General features: G+C 39.5%; 21 protein-coding genes and 1 pseudogene. 14 read left to right on the forward strand and 8 right to left on the reverse strand.

The genetic code is table 11. From position 1 onward, the window contains the following. Window positions 1-180 precede the first annotated feature (180 nt). Complete coding sequence (locus BW139_RS07675; RefSeq protein WP_254844955.1) at window positions 181-444, forward strand: transposase; 264 nt, start codon at window positions 181-183, stop codon at window positions 442-444. A gap of 204 nt (window positions 445-648) precedes the next feature. Here the strand turns inward: BW139_RS07675 and BW139_RS07680 are convergent, their stop codons facing one another. From BW139_RS07680 to BW139_RS07690, 3 genes are all read right to left on the reverse strand, one after another. Continuing rightward, entirely contained in the window at window positions 649-1794 is a 1146-nt protein-coding gene (locus BW139_RS07680) for a methyl-accepting chemotaxis protein (protein ID WP_076919274.1), read from the reverse strand. A gap of 12 nt (window positions 1795-1806) precedes the next feature. Continuing rightward, the gene (locus BW139_RS07685; RefSeq protein WP_076919275.1) at window positions 1807-2292 is read right to left on the reverse strand and encodes an MCP four helix bundle domain-containing protein; all 486 of its coding nucleotides are present in this window, start codon (window positions 2290-2292) and stop codon (window positions 1807-1809) included. Between the two features lie 262 nt (window positions 2293-2554). Further along, complete coding sequence (locus tag BW139_RS07690; protein WP_076919276.1) at window positions 2555-2926, reverse strand: hypothetical protein; 372 nt, start codon at window positions 2924-2926, stop codon at window positions 2555-2557. 265 nt (window positions 2927-3191) lie between these two features. Here BW139_RS07690 and BW139_RS07695 point away from each other — a divergent pair, with 265 nt between their 5' ends. Beyond that, window positions 3192-3785, forward strand: a complete 594-nt coding sequence (locus tag BW139_RS07695) for an ACP phosphodiesterase (protein WP_076919277.1) — start codon at window positions 3192-3194, stop codon at window positions 3783-3785. 23 nt (window positions 3786-3808) lie between these two features. Here the strand turns inward: BW139_RS07695 and BW139_RS07700 are convergent, their stop codons facing one another. The 3 genes from BW139_RS07700 to BW139_RS07710 all read right to left on the reverse strand — a co-directional run bounded on the left by BW139_RS07700 (window position 3809) and on the right by BW139_RS07710 (window position 8338). Further along, complete coding sequence (locus tag BW139_RS07700; protein ID WP_008115106.1) at window positions 3809-4117, reverse strand: hypothetical protein; 309 nt, start codon at window positions 4115-4117, stop codon at window positions 3809-3811. 197 nt (window positions 4118-4314) lie between these two features. Beyond that, window positions 4315-6495 carry a response regulator gene (locus BW139_RS07705; protein ID WP_076919278.1) on the reverse strand — a complete coding sequence of 727 codons (2181 nt, stop codon included), beginning with the start codon at window positions 6493-6495 and terminating at the stop codon, window positions 4315-4317. Between the two features lie 148 nt (window positions 6496-6643). Next, window positions 6644-8338, reverse strand: coding sequence for a sensor domain-containing diguanylate cyclase (locus tag BW139_RS07710; RefSeq protein ID WP_076919279.1), 1695 nt, complete (start codon window positions 8336-8338; stop codon window positions 6644-6646). 328 nt (window positions 8339-8666) lie between these two features. Between BW139_RS07710 and BW139_RS07715 the strand changes: the two genes are divergently transcribed. The 4 genes and pseudogenes from BW139_RS07715 to kynU all read left to right on the forward strand — a co-directional run bounded on the left by BW139_RS07715 (window position 8667) and on the right by kynU (window position 14040). After that, entirely contained in the window at window positions 8667-10310 is a 1644-nt protein-coding gene (locus BW139_RS07715) for a methyl-accepting chemotaxis protein (RefSeq protein WP_076919280.1), read from the forward strand. Window positions 10311-10545: 235 nt separating this feature from the next. After that, a pseudogene (locus BW139_RS07720) lies at window positions 10546-11847 on the forward strand (amidohydrolase family protein). Window positions 11848-11971: 124 nt separating this feature from the next. Continuing rightward, the gene (locus tag BW139_RS07725; RefSeq protein ID WP_076919281.1) at window positions 11972-12802 is read left to right on the forward strand and encodes a S9 family peptidase; all 831 of its coding nucleotides are present in this window, start codon (window positions 11972-11974) and stop codon (window positions 12800-12802) included. Between the two features lie 2 nt (window positions 12803-12804). Continuing rightward, window positions 12805-14040: a kynureninase gene (gene kynU, locus BW139_RS07730; RefSeq protein WP_076919282.1), complete on the forward strand. Its 1236-nt coding sequence runs from the start codon at window positions 12805-12807 to the stop codon at window positions 14038-14040. Between the two features lie 70 nt (window positions 14041-14110). Here kynU and BW139_RS07735 read toward each other — a convergent pair whose 3' ends face one another. After that, window positions 14111-15268: a hypothetical protein gene (locus BW139_RS07735; RefSeq protein WP_076919283.1), complete on the reverse strand. Its 1158-nt coding sequence runs from the start codon at window positions 15266-15268 to the stop codon at window positions 14111-14113. A 214-nt stretch (window positions 15269-15482) separates the two neighbouring features. On the opposite strand from BW139_RS07735, the gene BW139_RS07740 reads away from it, so the two are divergent. The 3 genes from BW139_RS07740 to BW139_RS07750 all read left to right on the forward strand — a co-directional run bounded on the left by BW139_RS07740 (window position 15483) and on the right by BW139_RS07750 (window position 17206). Further along, on the forward strand, window positions 15483-15989 hold the full coding sequence (locus BW139_RS07740; protein WP_076919284.1) for a DUF3087 domain-containing protein: 507 nt from the start codon (window positions 15483-15485) through the stop codon (window positions 15987-15989). Window positions 15990-16059: 70 nt separating this feature from the next. Beyond that, window positions 16060-16713, forward strand: a complete 654-nt coding sequence (locus tag BW139_RS07745; RefSeq protein WP_076919285.1) for a glutathione S-transferase family protein — start codon at window positions 16060-16062, stop codon at window positions 16711-16713. A 40-nt stretch (window positions 16714-16753) separates the two neighbouring features. Continuing rightward, the gene (locus BW139_RS07750; RefSeq protein WP_076919286.1) at window positions 16754-17206 is read left to right on the forward strand and encodes a low molecular weight protein-tyrosine-phosphatase; all 453 of its coding nucleotides are present in this window, start codon (window positions 16754-16756) and stop codon (window positions 17204-17206) included. Window positions 17207-17246: 40 nt separating this feature from the next. On the opposite strand, the gene BW139_RS07755 is transcribed toward BW139_RS07750, so the two are convergent. Next, window positions 17247-18344, reverse strand: coding sequence for a TonB family protein (locus tag BW139_RS07755; protein ID WP_076919287.1), 1098 nt, complete (start codon window positions 18342-18344; stop codon window positions 17247-17249). Window positions 18345-18576: 232 nt separating this feature from the next. On the opposite strand from BW139_RS07755, the gene ribA reads away from it, so the two are divergent. The 5 genes from ribA (at window position 18577) to BW139_RS07780 (ending at window position 24638) form a co-directional block, all read left to right on the forward strand. Continuing rightward, window positions 18577-19200, forward strand: coding sequence for a GTP cyclohydrolase II (gene ribA / locus BW139_RS07760; RefSeq protein WP_076919288.1), 624 nt, complete (start codon window positions 18577-18579; stop codon window positions 19198-19200). A gap of 353 nt (window positions 19201-19553) precedes the next feature. Further along, complete coding sequence (locus BW139_RS07765; protein ID WP_076919289.1) at window positions 19554-20342, forward strand: BPSS1780 family membrane protein; 789 nt, start codon at window positions 19554-19556, stop codon at window positions 20340-20342. Continuing rightward, complete coding sequence (locus BW139_RS07770) at window positions 20342-20794, forward strand: regulatory protein RecX (protein WP_076919290.1); 453 nt, start codon at window positions 20342-20344, stop codon at window positions 20792-20794. The genes BW139_RS07765 and BW139_RS07770 overlap by 1 nt, the downstream gene beginning before the upstream one ends. Before the next feature lie 19 nt (window positions 20795-20813). Beyond that, window positions 20814-23414, forward strand: a complete 2601-nt coding sequence (gene alaS, locus BW139_RS07775) for an alanine--tRNA ligase (protein ID WP_076919291.1) — start codon at window positions 20814-20816, stop codon at window positions 23412-23414. A gap of 6 nt (window positions 23415-23420) precedes the next feature. After that, the gene (locus tag BW139_RS07780; protein ID WP_076919292.1) at window positions 23421-24638 is read left to right on the forward strand and encodes an aspartate kinase; all 1218 of its coding nucleotides are present in this window, start codon (window positions 23421-23423) and stop codon (window positions 24636-24638) included. The last annotated feature ends 64 nt before the right edge of the window (window positions 24639-24702 follow it).

Below are 24702 nucleotides of genomic sequence, written 5' to 3' on the forward strand. Positions count from 1 at the left end.
ATTTGAATGCAAGTCAATTCCACCATATAGTTTCATACTAAGCTCCTCGAGATACAGTTTATGTTTTGGTCAACACAACTGTATCGAAAAACTCGAGGAGCTTTCTATATGATTATCAAATCTTGACCTCAGACATCAAAGGTCTAGATTTATAGTTTACTACTCATTGAGTGAATTACTATGTCTAGGCCGCTGCGAATAGAGTATGAAAATGCGTTTTATCATGTAATGAATCGTGGAAGAGGGCGCGAAAATATCTTTTTAAGTGATAACGACTTTAAGTATTTTTTACATTGCATTGAGCAAGCAAGCCTTCGCTTTAATATTGAAGTGCATTCATATTGTTTAATGACCAATCATTACCACCTGCTAATCAAAACCCCCGATGCAAATTTAGGCCGAGCCATGAAGCATATTAATGGCCTGTATACTCAATTAATCTAATTAAAAGTTTAATTTAAGAGAGGAAAACCTTGTGTAAGTTTTTACCTCTTCACCGGCAGCAGCCAAAAGGGCTCGTTTGCAGGTGACCACAAGTCATTCATGCCTGCAATTTGAGCTCCTTTTATTACCTATGCTTTTAGTGCTTTGTACTGCTAAACCTGCTTTCGAACACTACTCAGCTTGAAAGCATGAGAAGCCCAGTACTTACACTTTAAACTGTTGTACCAGTTTTAATAAGTTATTGCCTAGTATTGCCATTTCGTTACTTGCTGTTGATGTTTGCTCGGTTGCAGCTGATGATTGCTCTGTCACTTGTTTAATATTAACAACGTTGCGGCTGATCTCATCTGCAACCACGGCCTGTTGCTCAGCGGCTGAGGCTATTTGCGCGTTCATATCATTAATTGCGCTGCTGTAGTCATTGATTGTTCGCAGGGTTTCACCTGTTTTACTCACTTTTTCAACAACTAAGTCTGTTTGTTGTTGGCTTTTGGTCATTACCTCAATGGCGGTTAATATTCCGGATTGAAACTTATCGATCATTTGTTCTATGTTGGCGGCTGACTCTTTAGTTCGTTGTGCTAAGGTTCTTACTTCATCAGCAACTACTGCAAAACCTCGGCCTTGCTCACCCGCTCTTGCGGCTTCAATGGCGGCATTTAATGCCAATAAGTTTGTTTGTTCAGATACGCCTTTAATAACATCTAATATGGTACTTATATTTTCGCTGTCGGCTTGTAGCTTTTCAATTGCAGAAGCAGATTGATTAATTTCTTTAGTAAGGTTATCAACCGCGTGAACTGTTTCGTTCACCATGCTTTCACCGGCCTGAGCATTATTATTTGAATCACTTGCTGAACTGGCGGCATTTTCTGCGCTATTTGCAACGTCTTGAATTGTTGCATTCATCTGTGTCATGGCGGTGGCAACTTGTTGCGTTTCATCATGCAGCTTTTTAACTGCTGCACTTGTGGTGTTACTAACTATTGAAAGCTCTTCGGAAGTTGATGCAACCTGAGTGGTTTCAGATGCCACTGAGGTTATTGTGGTGCGAATTTTAGCAACAAATTTATTAAATGCGCGGGCAACGTCGCCGGTTTCATCTTTTGATGAATCGTCGACTGTTACGGTTAAATCACCTTCGCCATCGGCAATATCGTTCATTCTATGTGAAAGGCGATTAAGTGCGCCGGTAATTCTCGAAGAGATAAAAATGGCAATAACAATACCTGCGATTAAGCCTATAAGGGTAATTACAAGCATTAAGCTATATGCAGAGGAGTGCCGTGCTTGAGCTTTTAACTCGTCATTTGCCATATCTTGTTCGATTGCATTTACTAAATTAGCCATTTGAGAAATGGCTCAATCGTTTAGCCTCCTGCCTTCATTTTTAGATAAAGCTATTGCTTTGTCGTTTAAATTAGCTCTTGCTAAGTCACGGATTTGAAGGTTTACCTCAATATATTCATCCCATGTCGCGGCAAATTCATCGAGTAAACGTTTGCCGTTGTCATTGACTAAATTGCGAAGAGTGGCACGTCGCTCTAGCATTTCATCTCGTGTTTGAGCTATGAAGTCGGCGTATTCATCCATGGCTGCTTTTGAGTCTGCCAAAATTATATTTTTTTCAGCTCGAGATACAGCTAAAGCCCCCTGATTGACTCTGGCTGCGAGTTTTACTTTTTCAGCTGAAACATTAATTATTTTACTCATTTGGTCATTCATCATGGAGAGGTTATATATACCGATCCCAGCAGTAACAATTAGCATAATGATAATTAAACTAAAACTTGCTAATAATTTTGCTTTAATTGAAGTGAAACCAATTTGATTTAAATGTGAGGACATTTTTAAATTCCTTTTGGCAGTCTATTTATCGACTTGTATCTTTGAAAAATAACAGGCTCGTTGTAGCACCACTAATTAATAAAGAGTAGAATAAAAACTTAATAAATAAAGGTTAGTTTTTAATCGATTAGTTAAAGCCTATGGAAAACGTTGATGGAATGTACTGCATATACGAACGTTATACTTATTATTTCTGGCAAGGTTTGAAAAACAACTGTAACAGGGGGAGGAGTCACATTACTTTACTAAAACCTAATTAAGCTTAGGTTTCTATTTCTAGCAAGCCCTGAATATAAGCGAGCTCTTCGCTAAAAACGCCACAAAAAAATGCACTTTGTTCAACGCTTACTGCTTCATCAGATTGGGCTTTGTAGTTTTGCTGGCATCTGACAAGTTCACAGGTTAACCATTGGCATACATTATTTGCTGCGCTTATGGCTGCTTTTAAAAAAGAGGGCCATTTTATTTTTTGTAAATTAAAGCGATAGAGCATTACGGCGATATCGCTATAGGCTTTGTGCTCAAGTGATGGTGGGTTATCACTCTTTAAATTAGCACTGTTTAACAGTTTACTGTTGAATAGTGCTTGTTGCAGTGCGACTTGCTGTGAATTGCTTAATAAAGTCGTTGTCATAATACGTGATTAGCCTTGGTTACAATGAAAAATAGCATTTAGTATTAAAGGTTAAGCAAGACGTTTTATGACTCATGCAGCACCAAAAAATGCAGCAACAGTGATAACAAAATTGGCCTGACTCTTTACTGAATTAATAAAATACAATTGTAATTGATTGGATAGTTTTGAAGAATAAAGCTAAATGAAACTGTACTCCCTTAAAATGAATTTTATCCAAAACTGCGTTATTATCTAAATACTTTGATCAACTGCTGAGATCACCTTGAATTACTTAGCCCACCTTTATTTAGCACAGCCTACGGCTGATTCTCACTTTGGCAATTTGTTGGGAGATTTTGGTGGTCAAAGGCAGTTAACGCATATACCTAAAAGCGTTAAAAGTGCGCTAGATAATCATTATTTAGTGGATAAATTTACTGACGCACATCCTTTAGTTAAAGAAGCAAAACAGCTTTTTTCACCTAAGCGCAGGCGCTTTGCAGGTGTGGCAGTTGATGTGGTGTTTGATCATTTTCTTATTCAGCATTGGCGACAGTTTAATAACCAATCATTAATTGATTTTAAGCACACCAGTTATGGGCTTTTGGATAAACGTATACCTGTAATGCCTACACGAATGCAACGTGTGGTAACTAGTATGATGCAAAACGATTGGTTTAAAGAGTACGAAAGCGTTGATGGAGTGGGGCTGGCGCTTGATAATATTGCTAAACGAATTCGCTTTACTAATACTTTTTCTGGCGCTGCAGAAGATATATGCCGCCATTACAATGAGCTAGATGGGCTTTTTTTGGCGTTTTTCCCAGAGCTAATTAAGCACGTTAATGAGTTTAATTTGGAAAGCACACCAAAGTAGAGTGTGCTTTCGCTATAAGTGGTTTAGTCGTCCGGTCCTTTTAAGGTAAACACTAAATGTTTACGCATATCCTTTAAAATCACGCCTTTTTTAAGCATGGCAGCGCTTAAACGCTTTTGCCATTTTAATAAGTCAGGCTCTGCAGCAGTTAATGCTTGTTGGTTTTCAAACTGAAAACACATTAGTAAAGAGCCTGGAAATAAATGATATTCCACATCAAACCAGCATTGCAGCATGCCTGGGATTTCAGCCCGGCCTTGCGCTTCTATTTTATCAGCAACATTGAGGACAAGTGCTTGTTGTTTTACTTGCACAGCAGATAGTTTTTTCATAGGAGATGATCCAATTTAGAGGCTAATAAACACAGCCAAGATAGGTCATTATACCTAAGCTTGTAGGAAGCTAACAACGTTAACCTGGGTTTTAGCTACATAGAGAGTGAATTAATAAGGTGCGAGGCTTTTGAGTTTTCACTCCTCATTAAACCTCTTAATTTATTAGTCATTAATTTTTTTCTGAGTGTATTTTGTTATGTGGATTCAATCTGCTTTGATAAAAACAAGTTAGTAACGTCTGCGACTTTGATTAACGACTCTTTATCAGTATGGCTCCAAGTGATCTTTGAGCCTACACTTTCACAACAAATAACACCTAACGGTTTGTTATCAAGTATATAAATGTAATCAAGTAAAGAGTATATATCGAGTGGCTCAAAGTAAGAGCTAGTGAACTGCTTAGTTACGTCGTTGTTTCTAGCATCGGAGGCGTCGAGTGCTTGGTTGGTTAAAATATAATTGAAATAAGCAGGTGAGTCTTCTGCAGTTAAAACAGTGCCATTGGACACGTCATTATTTTCATCAAGGCAAATTAGGCAATTTAATGCACTGTATTCTTTATTAAATAGCCACAGGCTGACTCGATTTGCACCGGGAATGAGTGCTTTTAACTCTTTGCATATTTGGTTTAGCTTCCTGTTACTAGAAATATTAGGATCGCTAATTTTTACTGCTAAGTTCTTTAGGTTAAGGTTTCTAGGGTTATAAACATTGAGTAAGCTATTGAGTCTAGCTTTATCAAACGGTTTAGTTAAGTAGCCATCCATACCAATATCTAAATAATGCTCAATGTCTTGTTTTAAGGTATTTGCTGTCATAGCTATAATTGGAACGGTTTTACCTGTAGGAAGCAATCTAATAGCCTGAGTAGCTTTTATCCCATCCATTTCAGGCATTTGTATATCCATGAAAATTAAGTCTACCGGGTGCTCTTTAAAGTACTGGACACACTCGTTACCGTTCTCTGCAATAATTAAATTAGCATTATGGGCTTTGAGCATTTTAACAATAATAAGCTGATTTATTTTGTTATCTTCGGCAACTAAAACAGTACAACCTTGCAGGTTTGTTAACTCAGTGCTCTGTTTTGGTATTGATGGCAATAAAGCAATCTCAAAGCTTTGCTCATAAGTGAACGTCGAGCCTTTACCTATTTTGCTGGTAAAGCTAAGCTGCCCCTGCATTAACTCACTTAAACGAGCGCAAATTGATAAGCCTAAACCTGTACCTCCATATTTTCTTGAGGTCGATGAGTCTGCCTGATGAAATTCTTTAAATAAATGCGCTTGAACAGTCTCATTAATCCCAAGCCCTGTATCAATAACTTCAAAGGTGAGTACTTGTGTTTGTAATGTAGTGCTTTTAACACTTACCTTCAGCTCTACTTGGCCAAAGTTGGTAAATTTAATCGCATTTGAGCACAAGTTATTTAAAATTTGCGAAATCCGAAGAGGATCGCCTTTTAAATTGTCTGCTATTTTAGGATCTACCGATGTAATAAGCTTTATACCTTTAGCAGACGCTTGCTGTAGCTGAGGTTTTATTACATCGCTAATAACGTCATTAAGGTTGAAGTGGATATGTTCAATTTCTAACTTGCCAGCCTCAATCTTAGAAAAGTCTAAAATGTCATTTACAATATTTGATAAGTAATGAGCTGACTTTAAAATACTTTTTAAGGTGCTGTCTTTTTCCTCTGTTGTGGTTTCGGTCATACCAAATTCAGCTAAATTTAAAATCCCATGCAATGGGGTTCTTAGCTCATGAGTCATATTTGCCAAAAATTTACTCTTTGTGTTATTGGCCGTATCTGCTTCTTCTTTTAACTTTTCTAGCTCTTTATTGTGTTTTTTTTGTTTTTCTAATGCCATCACTAACTTTTTATTATTAAGCCTAAGCTCTAATTGCGCAATGACCTCTTTGCTCAAAACAGTAAGAGCATTTATTTGTTTGCTGGAAAGCTTTTTTGGTTTATCGCTAATAACACATAACGTACCTATAGCATTGCCTCTAGGTGTAATGAGAGGTGCACCTGCATAAAAGCGAATATTTGGGTCGTTTGTAACCAAAGGGTTATCGTGAAAGCGGGTGTCTGTCAGTGCATTTTGAACTTCGAATACTTGGTTTTCTAAAATTGCGTGAGAACAAAACGAAATATCTCGAGCTGTTTCGGCTGCATCAAGACCTTGCTTTGATTTAAACCATTGCCTGTCGGGATCAACGAGGCTTATTAGTGAGATTGGCGTATCACAAATATCAGATGCAAGTTGGGTTAAATCGTCAAAGGATTTTTCAGCTTCAGTGTCTAAAACGTCATACTCATATAAATCTTTTAGCCGTGATAGTTCATCTTTAGGTGTTGACGCTTTTATCATTATGTAACCTTGTTTTTGATGTACTTAACAATGAGTAATTGAATAAAAATAATAATGCTCGAGCTAGCGTAAAATTCAATTAAATTATCATGCTCAAGTAGTTAGCTTATATGACTAGTTAAGTTTTTACTAATTGATTTAAAACTGTTCAATCAACAATTCTATTACGACCTTTAGTTTTTGCCTCGTATAAATAGTCATCAACGTATTTTAAGCTGTTTTGTAAGCTGATAGAGCCATCATGAGTAAGTAACCCAATACTTACCGTAAAGTTAATGTTTTTATTGCGATAGAAAACTTGATGTTGATTAATCGTGTTTTTAATTCGCTCTGCGGCTTGCTTGGCTTCGGTTTTGTTTGTGTTGGGCATAATAATTAAAAACTCTTCGCCGCCCAGACGAAATACAAGGTCACGTTTCCTGGTTAAGGAGCGTAATGTATTAGTTAGCTCTTTTAAGCTTAAATCTCCAGCCTCATGACCATAGTTATCGTTTATGGCTTTAAAGTGGTCTATGTCGAGCATTAATAATGAAATATAGGTGTTTTTATTTTGTGTTTTTAATAGTTCATCGCTGAGTGATCTGTATAAAGTTCGTCTATTTAAACAGCCTGTAAGTGGGTCTATATTTGCTTGTTTTTCTAGCTCTTTATTAAGAGAAGAGAGCTCTTGAGTACGCGCCTGAATACGTTGCTCTAAACTGGTGTTAAGCGCGATCAGTTTATGCTCAATGTTTATTTCTTTGGTTACGTCGTTTTGTACAGCAAAGTAATAAGCCACTTTGCCGTCTCTAAAAATGGGTGATATGGCCAGTTCATTCCAATAGGGGTCCCCACTTTGTGTATAGTTTAAAATTCGGGTGGTAATAGGGATGCCTTTTTTAAGATGAATTTTAAGTTGCTCTATTGTGTTGGCGTCAGTTTTTTCACCTTGTAAAATAGCACCTAGTTTTTTACCTTCCACTTGATTGAGTGTATAGCCTGTTATTCTCTCAAATGAGCCATTTACCCAAATAACGCGCTTGTCTTTATCGGCAATCACCATCCCAACCGTAGTTTCTTTGAGTGCGGTAACTAAAAAGTCCCGCTCTAGAGCGATTTTTTCACTCCCCGATATATCTTGAAAAATGCCATACAACTTAGTGATTGCACCGTTTTTATTTCTTGATACATTGCCGCTTGATATAACAATGCGCTCTTGTTGATCGTTACCTACAACACGCAACTTTATACAGCTCCACCCTTGCCCGCTCGCAAGAGCTTGCTCGACCGCATGGGCTATTTTGGGTTTATCGTCTTCATGATAAAAATTTATTGCTGTGTCTAGTTCAGGGGAATAGTTACTGGGTGAAACACCATGAATGGTGTAAATTTCATCGGTCCAAAATAATTGGCTAGTGTTACAGTCGAGTTGCCAATAACCCACTTTTAAAACTTCGCCGGCATTTTCTATGATGGTTTGTAATTCGTTATTGCTAATAACAGACGACACTTGGGCAAAGTGCTGGTTAAAAATTAAAGCCGTATATTGGCGCTGATTTTGCTGCACGCTATGCAAGCAACAGTTAAGTTTAATAAAATAGTCGGTGGCGAGTTTCAGTTTAATATCAAATTGGTCTAACTCATTATGTTGCAATTGTAGAGCGTTAATTTGTTGTTGTAATAGTGTTTTACTTTCAGTTGTACAACAGGCATAAAAGCTTTTAATGGTTGGTATGTTTTTAGCTGCAATATTGAGCTCTGACCACCTAGAAGAAAGGTAACTAAGCTGATCGTCATTATCAAATACCATTAAAAGAAAATTGCACTTTTCTAGCAGCGCAATATTTATGTCTTTAATATCCATAAGCTCCCTGTATATGAAAAGTATTACAACACCTAGATTAAGTATAGGCACACCTATCAGGTTTAGCTGCATGAAAAAACTAATTTCATTTTGGGTTTGAGCTTAAAAAGTTTTTGATCTTACGTTGCCATCATTGTTACTGAACAGTGATATTTGTTTTTTGCTTGTGGTTATTTTTTAAACCAATTGTTTGGCTTTTTTTAATAGTTTGCGTTTTTTGCAATTAAAAATAGTTCTTTTATATTATTTTTAGCTTTATTGATAATAAAGAAGGCTATTTTTTGGTAACATTCGTATAACTGCCTATCACTTCTCATTGAGCCTATTTATGTTGAACTTCTTTTCGTCATTGTCCATTCGGGCAAGACTCTCTATTGGTTTTGGAATTGTACTAGCGTTGTTAGTTCTTCTGACTGCGCAAGGTATTAATCGTGTGAACTATATCGATAGAACCCTAGCAAAAATCACTGATGTAAACTCAGTAAAGCAACGCTACGCTATTAACTTTAGAGGCAGTGTGCATGACCGTGCTATTGCCATTAGAGATATAGCTATTGCAAATAATGACGCAAGGGTTAGAGAATATGAAAAGGAAATCAAAAGATTAGAAGGATTTTATGCTGAATCTGAAACGCAGATGAGGCAAATGCTAAATAACGACACGATATTTACAGCAAAAGAGCGTGATATTTTACGCCGTATTGAGGCTATTCAGGAAAAAACTTTGCCTATTGTGGAGACAATTATTGCAATGAAAAAGGTTGGTCAGCCGGTTGATGAAAAGGTGCTTGATGAAGCTCGACCTGCTTTTATTAATTGGCTTAACACTATCAATCAGTTTATTGATTATCAGGAAGATCAAAACCAAATAGCGACACCTCAAGCAAGAGACGTTGCTGGAACATTTGAAAACTTTATGCTGATACTGAGCGCTATCGCGATCAGTTTCTCTGTTGCTGTGGGTATACTTATTGATAAAAGCCTCAGAGCGACCCTAGGCGGTGAGCCTAATGAAGCACAGCAAGTTATAGCTGTATTGGCAGACGGTGATTTAACCAAGAGTTTAAAAACACCTCACACAGGCAGTATTCTTGATTCGTTAGATACCATGAGTACAAAGTTGACCAGTATCGCTAAGAATATTATTTATGCGTCTAACAAACTACAAGACAAAGTAGAAGAAGTGTCTGATGGTTCTACTTTGGTACTAAATGGTGCGCAGCAACAAGCTCAATTAACTACTCAAACAGCCTCACAATTAAGCAGTATGAGCGCTAGCATTGATAAAGTAGCCGATATTGCAGCACAAACAGAGACTAATTCAGAGCAAACCGCTAACTATGCAATGGAAGGTCGTAAAGTGGTGAATGCCGCCGCTACCGAAATGGAACGCATAGCGACCACCGTTGATGAAACGGTAGAGCAAATAAGGTTATTAGCTGAAAATACAAAACAAATAGGCGGCATTGCGAGTGTGATCAGTGGTATCTCTGAGCAGACTAATTTGCTGGCTCTTAATGCCGCAATAGAAGCTGCAAGAGCGGGTGAGTCGGGGCGTGGTTTTGCCGTTGTTGCAGACGAAGTACGCCAGTTAGCACAGCGCACCGGTGAAGCCACCTCACAAATTGAGATTATGATTAACGATGTGCAAACTCAAACGGCAGCATCTGTAAGTGCTATGGAAACAACGCAGCCACAGGTTGAAAACGGCAAAGCGAAAATCATGCAGGCAACAGATTTACTCAAACACATTGAGGAACAAGCAATGGACTCGTTGAACTTGGTGAAGCAGGTGTCGAGCGCGGCATCTGAACAAGTTCAAGTGGTAACTGAATTTAGTGCTGCAATGGAGCAGGTTGCGGTAATGTCTGAAGAAACCATTGAATCGATGAATAAAAATGACACGGCAACTAAAGTACTTACTGATTTGTCTGGTTCGCTTAAAAAAGAAATTGCCTTCTTTAAAGTTTAACTTTAGGCCCAGGAAACGATGTAAGGTTTATTTTTAATTGCGATGTTTAAAAGCAGCACGACCAATTAGGCGTGCTGCTTTTTTGTTTTAATAGTCTGACTTTTAGCCGTTTTTTTGTAATAAAAGTATGATAGTGGTTTGTTTTTATAACTTTCCTGATAAGGTATTAGTGATATAACAATATTTTAACGTTGTTTCGTTGTTATTAACGAATGACGATTCATTGGAGAGTTTAATGAGCATATTTCGATTGAGTGTGGTTACCTCGTTTTTTTTCGCAGTCAACATCGTTGCTACTAATGCACATGCGGATACTAAAGTGATTCATGCAGGAGAGTTGCTAGCTATTCCCGGAGAAAAACCACAACAAAAACAAACCGTAGTAATAGAAAATGGCAAAATAGTTTCGGTATCAGCGGGTTTTTTACCTATCAACCGTTTTGGTGAAAATGCTCAGCTAATCGATTTATCGACCAGCTTTGTTATGCCAGGACTCATGGATATGCATGTGCATTTACAAGGTGAGCTTGGGCCAGATAACAAAAAAGAGCTGGTGGAAATGTCTGATGCAGATGTAGCAATGCGCAGTGTGCATTTTGCTAACAAAACCCTTCTGGCGGGTTTTACTACAGTGCGTGATGTAGGCAGTCAAAGTGAGCAAATGTATGCATTAAGAAATGGGGTGGCCAAAGGATGGATAAGTGGCCCTCGAATTATTGCTGGTGCTGGCGTTACTATTACCGGCGGGCACTTAGATGTTGATGGTATGAGCCCAGACTTACTCACGATGAAAACACCGCTCACAGTGTGTGATGGTGCACTAGAGTGCCGCAAAAAAACTCGCTACGCAATCAAGTATGGAGCTGATTTAATTAAAGTCGCATCTACTGGTGGGGTGCTTTCGGATACGACTACCGGTACAGGTCAGCAAATGCAAGACGATGAGCTTAAAGCAGTTGTTGATACCGCACATGGTTTAGGGCGAAAAGTAGCTAGTCATGCCCATGCTGCCCAAGGTATTAACGCAGCATTACGTGCGGGCGTTGATAGTATAGAGCACGGTAGTTACACCGACGATGAAGGTATTAAACTATTTAAAGAGACAGGTGCTTACCTTGTGCCTACGTTACTTGCTGGCGATACGGTGGTTAACTTAGCCAATAACTCTGATTTTATGTCTGAAGCCATTAAAAGCAAAGCAATCAAGGTTGGTGGCGATATGCTAAATAACTTTACTAAGGCTTATAAGGCGGGGGTTAACATTGCATTTGGTACCGACAGTGGCGTATCTAAGCACGGTATTAACGCACAAGAAGCGGTATTAATGTACTAAGCGGGTATGACTCCTGCTGATATCTTAAAGTCGGCAACGGTTAACGCGGCTGATTTAATTGATATGAATCATAGCTTAGGCACTATAGAAGCTGGTAAGTTTGCTGATATTATTGCCTTAGACACCAGCCCATTAAGTGATATAAGTGCTTTATTGGATGTTGATTTTGTTATGAAAGAAGGCACGGTTTTTAAACAACAATAAATCATTCGATTTATTTTATTAATAATGACGTAATAGCGCTGGTAAGTCGTATAGAACATTTATAAACGACTGCCAGCGTTTTCAGTTATATCGCTTTTAAGGTTATAAAAGGAAGTACTTTATTTTGAAAAACTTAGTAGTTTTATTTTTTTCTGTATGGCCTTTTTTGGTCAACGCCACCGCGCAGCAAGTTAAATTTCCTGATGTTGAAAATAATGTAGCTTATGCAAAAGTAGCTTCATTGGGATTTAACTTAGCCGATGAAAAAATAGCCTACGGCAGTGATGAGTCACAGTACGCATTACTTTGGCGTGCAAAGCAAACACTGGTGCAAACGCCATTAGTTATTTTACTCCATGGTGGCTGTTGGCTGAGTGAGTACGATATTAAACACACGTATGCGTTAAGTACGGGGCTTGCACAAGCTGGCTTTAACGTATGGTCTTTAGAGTATAGAAGAAGCGGTGCAAGCGGTGGTGGCTGGCCTGCAACGTTTAATGATGTTAAAGCCGGTATTTTAGCGGCAAGTACTTACAATAATGGCGAGTTTAAATTAGCGGGATCAGTTGCGGTAGGGCATTCGGCAGGTGGGCATTTAGCATTGCTTGCTGGTGGTGAAATAAGCCAGCTTAAAGGGGTTATTGGCTTGGCCCCTATTACTGATATAAAAGCGTATGCGCGTGGTGATAATAGTTGTCAAAAAGTGACTCAAGATTTTATGCAAGGTATGCCAACCGATAAACCTAAGGCATACACGCAAGCTAACCCGAGTGAGCAATCGCTTCATCCGCAAAGCATTATTTTACAAGGTGACCAAGATGCCATCGTGCCTGCTTTTAATTTAGAACAGCTTAAACGTCCAGTTGTTATGTTAGAAGGCGTGGGGCATTTTGATTGGATCCATCCGGGATCAGCTGCATTTAATACACTAATACAAAATTTGAATGAGATGTAACAATGAATTTTAATGAGATTATAGCGCTTGATAAAGCGGATACGCTGGCTCACAAGCGTGACGAATTTGATTTACCCGCAGACACTATTTATCTCGATGGTAATTCATTAGGTGCTTTGCCTAAAGCAGTAAAGTCGCGCGTAGCAGAGGTGGTAAGCCAGCAATGGGGTAGTCACCTAATTAGAAGTTGGAATGATCACCAATGGATTGATTTACCTACTCAGGTAGGGGAGAAAATAGCGCCTATTATTGGTGCCGACAAAGGCCAAGTTATTTGTTGTGATTCTATTTCGGTTAATTTATTTAAACTATTAAGTAGTGCGCTATCGTTAAACTCTGAGCGTAACGTGGTGTTATCTACCGAGGATAACTTTCCTACTGACTTATACATGGTACAAGGGTTAAGTGAATTATTAGGACCCGATTTGTGTCAGCTAAAACTCGTCGCAGAGCAAAATATTGAACAAAGCCTAAATGATTCAGTGGCAGTATTACTGTTAACACAAGTGAACTTTAGGACCGGTAAATTGTTGGATATGCACAAAATCACCCAGCTAGCTCATGAAAAAGGCATTTTGGTGATATGGGATTTAGCCCATAGTGCAGGTGCTATACCGGTTGAACTTGATAACTGTAATGCTGATTTTGCTGTTGGTTGTGGCTATAAATACTTAAATGGCGGCCCTGGTTCGCCTGCGTTTTTATATGTAGCAAAACGCCACCAAGCTGCTGTAAAACAACCCTTATCAGGCTGGATGGGTCATGCCAAACCATTTGCTTTTGATGCAAAATATCAACGTGCTAACAATATAAATCAGTATTTATGTGGCACACCCAGTGTGATTGCTATGAGTGCTTTAGATGCTGCGCTTGATGTATGGCAAGATGTAGATATTTCAAAAATAAGAGAAAAGTCGATTGCACTTGCCGACGTATTTATTAAATTAGTACAAACACATTCATGCTTACGTGATTTGCATTTATGTTCTACTGAGAATTCGAGCCAAAGAGGCAGCCAATTAGCGTTTTCACATACCTACGCATTTGCTATATGCCAAGCGTTAATTGAAAAAGGGGTGATTGCAGATTTTCGTGCGCCTAATATTTTACGCTTTGGTTTTACACCTCTTTACACCTCGTTTGAAGATATTTACCAAGCAGTAACTATTTTAGCTGAGGTGGTTAAAACCCAGCTATATACCCAGCCACGTTTTAATTTAGCGGGTAAAGTGACATAGTGTTAAAAAGTCATTATTGGTCATGTTGCTAAGCAATAATGACTTTTTTAGAGCGATTGTTAGAGGGCATTTATAGTGCGACTAAACTGCGCTCTAACATGGTTTGAATTTGTTTTACTATTTTAGCTTCGGTTTCGGGTTCAAACTGGGCTATTCGCGGGGTATGAATATGTCCAGTCGGAATATCTGAATTTAGTTGATTACGCAGGCGAATACTGCGGTACGAAATTTCGTTAGACAGATATCCACCGCCACCGCCTCGCACTGCAACAGCATCTTTTAATTCGTCAAAACTGTTAGGCTCAAAGTCTTTTTTTAGGGTAATAACATGGTGGTTATCATTAATAGGAAAAGGGCCTTTTGCCTTTAGCATAGCGCTAACAGGTAAGCTAAATTCTACAAATTCAGTACCGGGTAATGGGCGGTCGTTTAAGCTTGGAATGAGCGGCGCTGTTTTGGTACCGCCATACACTATATTGGCGTTGTCGGGCGCTGTTACACTGCGGCGCTTACCCGGAAAGCGTTCAAGGTCAAAGTCTTTACTACCCATACTAACGGTAACTACCATATCTACATTATTAAGAGCGTAATAAGGGGCAAGTAAGGATTCTATAATACCTTGATCAAAGTCTTCATAACGCACTGGCACCATCACGGTGTTTATTTCAGCACTAATACCTTTATAATTAATTACTTGGCCATCAAGAAGCAGTGCAGCTACGCCCGATGGGTTACTTTGGTTTATATTTCTATCAAGTAAAAAAGGGTCAAACCCGGTTAGTAATATTTTTTTTGTGGTGTTTTGTGAGTAGCTCAGATCAGTGCGGCCTCGGCTTCCTTTTTCTAGCAACGTTAATAACACTGTTTGCTGCGCGGCGCTCAGCGAAAATGCAGGCTCAATGGTGCGAATTATTTTACTTGATTGTAAGCGAGCCCAGTAAAGTGCACGATCATCTAAGTTTTGCGTTTTAGCGATGCGTTTTTTTGCACTAAACCACAATCGTTTTGAGTAATCATTAACGGCATCTACGGCTTGTGCATAGCTTGAGATTGACTTGAATTGCTGCTCAAATTGATTAACTTCGCTGGCAAAAGCGCTTAGTACGGCTGGCATCGCTTGGCTGGCTTTTTCAATTCGCAATTCTTCTGGGGTTAGCGGTGTGTTTAAATTGGCTAAAGTACTAAAAGAAGAAAATATTAAACTTGTGGCAATCAGTGTTTTTATCATGATGTTCCTATGCTGAGTCGTATTTGTTGCCTACTATCCTATGCCTAATATGTGGGTGCAAATAAAATCGTTGGTTGGTTTTATGTTGAAAGCAGTATAAAACAGGCGCTAAATCAAAAACTACGGGTATTTTATTAAAAAAGAGTCTTAACTCTGTGATGGGTTTAGCTACAATGGGGCTGTGAATTTTTTAGTTTTTTACTTTTAGGCAGCTATGCAACTTATTCAAATAGATAAAGCACGTTATCGTAAACATTTAAATCGCGTTATTGTCGGCTGTGCAGCAGGTTTAGCTGTGGGCAGTTTAGCAATTTCACAAACCTTAATTGCATTATTTCCCGATGAAAGTGGCAATCATTTTCATTGGAACTTATTAGGCGTAATTGTTACGAGTATTGGCATAGGCTGGTTGTTAAATAAATACCGAACACATCCTTTTATGAGTGAGGTGGTGTATGTGTGGGAGCTTAAAAAAGCGCTTAATAAAATCACTCGTAAAATGGCTAAGCTAAAAGCGGCGGGACGAGAAGGTAACCCCGATGCATTATTGGCGATTCAATATAGTTATGCGGGCTCACGATTATTATGGCAGCTTGACGATAACACCATCACTATGGATGATTTAGCGATTAAACAAGCCGAGTTAGATAGCGTTGCGGCCAAGTTCAACTTAACCTTAAATGCTGATGACTACAATGATGCAATTTTAAAGCAGTTTTAAAGCAGTTTTAAAGCAGTTTTAAAGCAGTTTTAAAGTGGTTTTAAAGTGGTTTTAATTTATAGGAATAACAATGAGTATAATTCTTTATGGTGTCCCGCTTTCTCCTTATGTGCGTAAAGTACGTGTGTGTTTAGCGCTTAAGCAACTGGACTATAAACTCGAAATAGTCTCGCCGTTTAATCAGCCTGACTGGTTTTTAGAAGTTAATCCGTTAGGGCGTATTCCGGCGCTAAAAGATGGCGAGTTAAACTTGGCGGATTCTAGCGTTATTTGCCAATATCTTGATGAAAAATACCTTAATTCATCGGCTTTACTCGGTGATACTATAGAGCAACGTGCAGCTGTTCGCTGGCTAGAAAAATACGCAGATTACGAGCTGGCTCCTTTTGCGACATTTACGGTGTTTCAGCAACGTATTATTGCTCCTACAATGCAAAAGCCAACCGATGAAGCCTTAGTGCAAAGTGCATTAAATGAAAAATTACCGCCTTTATTTGATTATTTAGAAGGTTATTTAGGGAATAACGAATTCTTTGTTGGTAACAGCTTTACTCTTGCCGACATTGCAGTGAGCTGCCAGTTAATGAATATGGAGCATGGCGGTGAGCAACTAGATGAGTCGCGCTGGCCTAAGCTTGCTACTTTACATAGCCGTGTAAAACAGGGAACCGCTATGCAGAGCATGCTTGAAGGCGAACAAAAAATATTAGCTTCATTAAAATAACGTTTATCACCGATTTTTAGCAAAGCTTAGGGAACCATAAGTGAAAAAAGTACTGATTGTTTGTTTAGGTAATATTTGTCGATCTCCGACGGCTGAGGCGGTATTAAAAGCTCGCGCTAAAAAGTTAGATATTGATCTGCTAGTGGACTCGGCAGGGACTATTGGTCATCACGAAGGTAATCAACCAGATAGGCGCTCAATGCAGGCTGGTGAAAAACGCGGTTATAGTTTTAAAGGTATTTTTTCGCGCAAGGTGCGTAGTAGTGATTTTAGCGAGTTTGACCTTATTTTAGCAGCCGATAAACAAAACCTGTCGGATTTAACCGCACGTTGCCCTGAACATTTGCAGTACAAGCTTGCGTTGTTTTTAGAGTATGGCGAGCAAGCACAAAGCGCAATTCCCGATCCTTACTATGGCGGTGATGATGGCTTTGAAAAGGTACTTGATTTAATAGAGGCCGCCAGCGATAACATTTTAGCTAAGTTAAAGTAGAATAAACTAAAAAGGCGCTTAAAGCGCCTTTGGTATGTTATTAACGGTTTACTTTAAAGTCGAGCTGTACTTTGGAAGTTGCTGCAACGGCTTTTCCATGTTCAAACTTAGGTGCATAACGCCATTGCGCTAATGCTTCTACTGCCGATTTTTCAAAGGCCACGCCACCTTCAGAACTAAGTACTTGCGGATTTTTTACAAAGCCAGACTCATTTACTTCAAACTCCATAACTACGCTGCCATCCTTACTAAATCGCGCCTTGTTTTTAGGGTATTTAGGGTTAACGCGGTATAGCGGCGTTTGCTCTTGGCTTTCTTTCCACGGCACCATTTTAGCTATCGCGATACAGTGCTTCGTGGCTTCATCACTTTTGCCTTGTTTTTCATACAAGCCAATCAGTCTTGAGTGTGCGGTTAGCTCGGCGTTGTGATCGTAACTTAAGCTTTCATCAAATACCTTTACTACGCGATTAAGCCGTTCAATTGCTTGGTCGTATCTTTTTCGACCTTCCGCAAATGACGCAATTAAAAAGTCAGCTTTTATTTGTTCAACCGAGTTTTTAGGTAAGTTAGCTTGATAATACTCATCGGCTTCTTCTAAGTAGTTTTTAGCTTCACGGTATTTTTCGTAGCTGAATTTATTGGCTAATATGGTTGCCGCTTCTAATTTCATATCGGCCAAAAATTTAGGTTTATTTTCTGTGTTTGCTATTGCAATGACTTGCTCTAAATAATAGTCCGCTTTTTGAGCTGAGGGCGCAAAATTAGCCATGCCAACTAAAGCATCAACGGTTTCTAATGATTGTTTACCATGGTTGTTAACTGAAATAGTGTAGGCTTGTTGGTAAAGTGAAAAACGTTTTTCAATCCACTGTTTACCGTATCGATTAATTGATTTTGCATAGTTAATCGCTAAGTTTGCGGTGTTATCAGCATTTTCACCGTAAACAGTTTTACCTGATGTGTAAGCCTGCTCCGCGGCTTGTTGCATATTTTCTTTGGTTTTAATCGCATTTAAATAATTTTGATACGCGTCGTTGAAAACGGTTTGAGCGTTATTTGCTTGCTCGGCAAATGACGTGGTGCTTAATAAAGATAAACTTAAGCCCATCAGTAATGCAAGTTTGTTTAGTTTCATAATGATCCCTATTATTTGTCGATAACAAATTAGCAAATCCTTATGTATATGTCATCACTTTAGGTAAATCAAGGTAAACGCTCGCTAGTAATATATTTGCGGTTAAAGATTGAAAATAGTCGCTACCGTCGCCATATATTTGCCATAAACAGTCTTGTACTACGGTGTATTTAACCTATTTTGTGATATTATCACTTTATCGTGTCGTAGTTTTTTAATATTTGGATTGGTCGTGGCGCAAGTAAGAGCAAGAGTCCAGCTTAATGTTGGCAAAAATAGTGATATTCCTGCAGAAATTATTTCCTTTAGTGGCTTAAAAGATGGCCAAGAGCATGTTGCGTTAGTATTTAATAACGCCGATACCGAGCAAGGTGTTCCGCTTATTCGTATGCATTCTGAATGTTTAACTGGCGATGTATTTCACTCGTCACGTTGTGACTGTGGTGAGCAGTTAAACGAGTGTATTGAAATGATGCACGAACAAGGTGGTATTTTACTTTATTTGCGCCAAGAAGGGCGTGGTATTGGTTTATACAATAAAATTGATGCGTATGTACTGCAATCACAAGGTATGAATACTTATGAGGCTAATAACCATTTAGGTTTTGCTGATGACTTACGCGACTTTTCGGATGCAGTATTAATGCTCAATGCGCTTAATTTAAAGCACGTTAAGTTAATGACCAATAACCCTAAAAAGCTCAACGCATTAAAAGATGCAGGTATAGAGGTCGACTCTGTTGTGGGCACTCATGCACACATCAAAGCAGGACTTGCCGGTAACAAGGCGTATTTAGAGACAAAGATTAAGCATGGCTCTCACATGCTAGATATTAAGAAAATTAAAAAACCTTAGGGTCTGTTGACCTTTCAAGGTTGAATTTGCAGCAGTCTGTTTGGTATTTAGGCAAGGCATAGCCTATGTGGTGTGGTTATTCCCCATAAATAGGCGATAACGCAGCATCAATGCCAAACAGGCGTTGCCCTTCGGGTTCTGCCTAGGGGCGATTTACTCTTTGTTGCTCGGTTTTTACTTAGCCCACTAGGTTACAAACCTCGCGCCGCGATTAAATCGCCCCTAGTTTGAACAAATTTTAATCCGTAAAGGGCAACAGACCCTAATATTAACGGCATTTATCGCCACCACCTATGTAATACCAGCCAACGCCGAGTTATACTCGGTGTGTTTTGTTTTAATTAAGAGCAAGTATGTCTACACAATTACGAATTTTTAAAGCGGATGCAGCATTAAAGTGGCTTAAAGCAGGTTGGCTAATTTTTAAAACTCAGCCATTAACTTTTATTTTTATGCATTTGTTTATTGGCATTGTTGGCTTGTTGTCGTTATTTTTACCGGTATTACAAATAGCTGCAGCATTGGCTACACCATTTTTAACCGCTGGTTTTTATCAAGCCGTGCTTACCAAGCAGCAGGGCGGAAAAATTATGTTAGCCGACATTTTGAAGCCCTTTTCAGCCAAAGGAAATCGGTTAGGCTTATTTCGCTTAGCGCTTTATCAAATGGGTGCCGGTATTTTAATTGCCTTGCTCGCCAATGGGTTATTTGCTGATGCAATGGCGGTTATGACACAGCCTGGCCTAGATCCAAACACCGCCGTTAGCCAAATGCTTGAGAGTATTTCGCTTGCTAACGTGGCATTGTTTTTAATTGCGCTCTCTATTTACTTTACTTCGTTTGCCTACGCAGTACCGCTGGTTTATTTTAATAAAGAGCAGCGTATTTTAAATGCCTTAAAAAGTTCGTTTATGGTGTTTTATTATAATATTTTACCATTAAGTGTTTATGGTATTATTTGCGCATTATTAATGGTGTTGTCGATGTTCTTATCGCTACTACCGCTGTTGATTTTAATGCCAATTTGCTACATTAGTTTCTTTGTATCTTATCAGGCTATTTTTATGCCCGTTGTGCCACCAAGTGATGACAGTAACATTAAGCCTTTAAGTAGCGAGCAAAGCGGACGCTTTGACGCTTAATGGATGATACGTTAAAACAAAAGTTAAAAAACTATGTGCTTTGGTTGCTTGGTCGGCAAGAGTATTCGCGCCGTGAGTTAACCCAAAAGTTACAGCAAAGAGAAGCAACCGACGATTTCATAGAAAACCTGCTTGATTGGTGTGAAAAGCACAATTTTATTAACGAGCAGCGTTACTGTGAAGGGTTTGTCAGAAAACACATATTTAAATGCCATGGCTTAAAGCGAATTCAAAGTGAGGCCATGAGTAAAGGGATTAATAGAGCACTGCTTGAAACAGTGGTTGATGAGCTGGAAATAGATTGGTTTGAGCTCGCGCAGGAAGCGTACAACAAAAAATATTCAACGACACCGGCAGACCTCGAGTACAAAGAAAAAGCTAAGCGCGTGCGCTACTTAATGTATCGAGGTTTTAGCTATGATCAAATAAATTTTGCAATGCAAGCACAGTAAATACAGGTGAGACTTTCACATGCAGCACATGACTACCGCACAAATTAGGCAACAGTTTTTAGACTTCTTTGCCAGCAAACAACACCAAGTTGTTCCTTCTAGTTCGCTTATACCGGGTAACGATGCCACGTTGTTATTTAATAATGCCGGTATGGTGCAATTTAAAGATGTATTTTTAGGCGCCGAAAGCCGCCCTTATACACGCGCAACTAGCTCTCAGCGTTGTGTGCGTGCTGGTGGTAAACACAACGATTTAGAAAATGTTGGTTACACAGCACGTCACCATACCTTTTTCGAAATGCTAGGTAATTTCAGCTTTGGTGATTACTTTAAGCAAGATGCAATTAAATTTGCGTGGGAGTTTTTAACTGAGGTTGTAAAACTACCAAAAGAAAAGCTGTTAGTGACCATTTACCATGATGACGAAGAAGCCTTTGGCTACTGGGCTAACGATATAGGTTTACCTGAAGATCGTATTATTCGTATTGCAACGAGCGATAATTTTTGGTCTATGGGTGATACCGGCCCTTGTGGTCCATGTTCTGAAATATTTTATGATCACGGTGAGCACATTTGGGGTGGTCCTCCGGGCACTCCTGAAGAAGATGGCGACCGTTTCATTGAAATTTGGAACTTAGTATTTATGCAATACAACCGTCAAAGCGACGGGACTATGGAGCCACTTCCTAAGCAATCTGTTGATACTGGTATGGGCCTTGAGCGTATTTCAGCTATTTTACAAGGTGTGCATTCAAACTACGAAATCGATTTATTCCAAGGCTTAATTGCCGCCGCTGCAAGCGTTACTAATGCACAAGATATGGATGATAAGTCGCTTCGCGTGGTGGCGGATCATATTCGTTCGTGTGCGTTTTTAATTTCAGATGGGGTTATGCCATCAAATGAAGGCCGTGGTTATGTATTGCGTCGTATTATTCGTCGTGCAGTACGTCACGGTAATAAGTTAGGTGCTAAAGGCGCGTTTTTCTATAAATTGGTTGCTGCACTTATTGAGCAAATGGGTCAAGCGTACCCAGAGCTTGCTAAGCAACAAGAAATTATTGAAAAAGTACTGCGTATTGAAGAAGAGCAGTTTGGTAAAACGCTTGAGCGTGGTTTAGCTATTTTAGAAGAAAGCTTGAGTGATTTAACCGGGGATGTGATCCCAGGTGACTTAGTATTTAAACTTTACGATACCTATGGTTTCCCTGCCGATTTAACAGCTGATGTAGCGCGTGAGCGCCAAATGACCATTGACCATCAAGGTTTTGAAGCATGCATGGCAGTGCAACGTAAAACAGCACAGCAAGCGGGCAAATTTGGTGCAGATTATAACGAGCAATTAAAATCAGATAAGCACACTGATTTTAAAGGCTATGATAGCAATCATTACCGTGGCACTGTGGTTGAGATTTTTGCCGGTGGCGAATCTGTATCGTTATTAGAAGATGGTCAGCAAGGTATTATTGTTTTAGACCGTACTCCGTTTTACGCTGAATCAGGCGGCCAAATTGGTGATAGCGGTACAATTACTGTTGCCGGTGGTGAGTTTAATGTAACGAATACCACTAAATTGGGTAATGCTTTTGCTCATCATGGAACAGTTCAAGGGCGTATTGGCGTTAACGATAAAGTGGATGCGACTATTGACGATGCGCGTCGTGAAAGCATTAAGAAAAATCACACAGCTACGCACATTTTACATGAAGCATTACGTCAGCTTTTAGGTGAGCACGTATCGCAAAAAGGCTCACTTGTGCAGCCAGATCGTCTGCGTTTTGACTTCTCACATTTTGAAGCGGTGACCAAACAAGAACTGCGCGACATTGAACGTGTAGTAAATGACGAAATTCGTCGTAACTTTGCACTTAACACTGAACTAATGGCAATTGATGATGCTAAAGCAAAAGGTGCTATGGCGTTGTTTGGTGAAAAATACGATGACGAAGTACGCGTTGTGACTATTGGTGATTATTCAATCGAGCTTTGTGGTGGTACACACGTAGAGCGCGCAGGTGACATTGGTTTATTCAAAATTGTATCTGAAAGCGGTATTGCAGCCGGTGTTCGTCGTATTGAAGCGGTAACGGGTGCAGAGGCAATCGCTTATGTCAGCGAGCAAGAGCAGCAATTAGCTGATGTGGCAGCGCTGGTAAAAGGTGACAGTGCGTCAGTACTTGAAAAAGTAACAGCCTTGCTTGAAAAGTCGAAAGGACTTGAAAAGCAAGTTGCCCAGCTTAACGATAAACTAGCCAGTGCGGCAGGTGCATCGTTACTTGATTCAGTAGTTGAAATTAACGGGGTTAAGTTGTTAGTTGCCAACGTTGAAGGGACTGAATCAAAAGCGCTTCGTGGCATGGTTGATGATCTTAAAAACAAGATTGGCTCAGGCGTTATTGCCTTAGGTGTTGCCAGCGGTGACAAAGTCAGCTTAATTGCGGGTGTAACTAAAGACTTAACTGGCAAAGTAAAAGCGGGTGAGTTAGTTAACCACATGGCAGGCCAAGTGGGTGGTAAAGGTGGCGGTCGTCCAGATATGGCGCAAGCGGGTGGTTCTGAGCCACAAAACTTAACTGCAGCACTTGATAGCGTCACAGCTTGGTTAACTGAGCGTACTTAAGCTTAAGTGGCACTTATAGTTCAAAAATTTGGCGGCACTTCGGTAGGCTCAATAGAGCGTATTGAAGCGGTCGCCGACCTTGTTGTTAAAACTAAGCAACAAGGCCACCAAGTGGTGGTGGTACTCTCGGCAATGTCGGGAGAAACCAATCGCTTAATTAATCTTGCCAAACAAATCGACTCTCGCCCGAGTAGTCGTGAACTTGATGTATTACTGAGTACCGGTGAACAGGTCTCTATTGCTTTATTAGCGATGGCGATTATTAAACGCGGCCATTCAGCGGTAAGCTTACTAGCCGATCAAGTAAATATATTAACCGATAACATGTTCGGTAAAGCCCGTGTAGAAGAAGTCGCAGCAACGCGTTTAAAACATGAACTTGAACATAACCGTATTGCTATTATTGCCGGCTTTCAGGGGCGCGATATTGAGGGCAACGTGACCACGCTTGGGCGTGGTGGCACCGATACCTCTGCGGTTGAAATAGCGGGTGCAATAAAAGCGGATGAATGTCAGATCTATACCGATGTTGATGGCGTATATACAACAGATCCTCGTATTGAACCTAATGCACGACGTTTAAGTCATGTTACCTTTGACGAAATGCTTGAGCTGGCAAGTTTAGGCGCTAAAGTGTTGCATATTCGCTCTGTAGAATCTGCTGGTAAACACAATGTTCCTTTACGGGTGTTATCTAGCTTTAAACCCGACGAAGGCACGTTAATTAGTTTTGAGGAGAGCGACGTGACAAGCAATGTCGTATCGGGTATTGCATTTAATCGAGATGAGTGCTTAATTAAGGTTCATGGAATGCCACAAGGCACCAAACATCTTGCAAAAGTTTTGAAACTTTTTTCTGATAATGGCATCGAAATAGATATGATTAATCAAATTAATCATAAAGTTGAAAAAGTCGACTATGCTTTTACTGTGCATTTAAATGATTACTTAAACGCACTTGATTTGTTAACGGCTGAGCAACAGCAATTTGACGCACAGGCAATTGACGGATTAACTAATGTGGCGAAAGTGTCAGCTGTAGGTATGGGGATGAAATCTCATTCTGGGGTAGCGAGTTTATTTTTTGATTCGTTAGCACAAGAGAACATTGATGTGATGTTTGTTTCAACCTCAGAGATAAAAATTTCAGTTTTAATAGATGAAAAATACCTTGAGCTGGCTGTTCGTGCATTACATAAGACATTTTTAACAGAAAATGAATAGATTGCGAGTTTTTACTTACTTTTTAGTCTAATTTTAATTAAAATGTGTGTGCGGAATCTTATAA

Source organism: Pseudoalteromonas sp. SK18 (genome assembly GCF_001974855.1).
GTDB lineage: Bacteria > Pseudomonadota > Gammaproteobacteria > Enterobacterales > Alteromonadaceae > Pseudoalteromonas.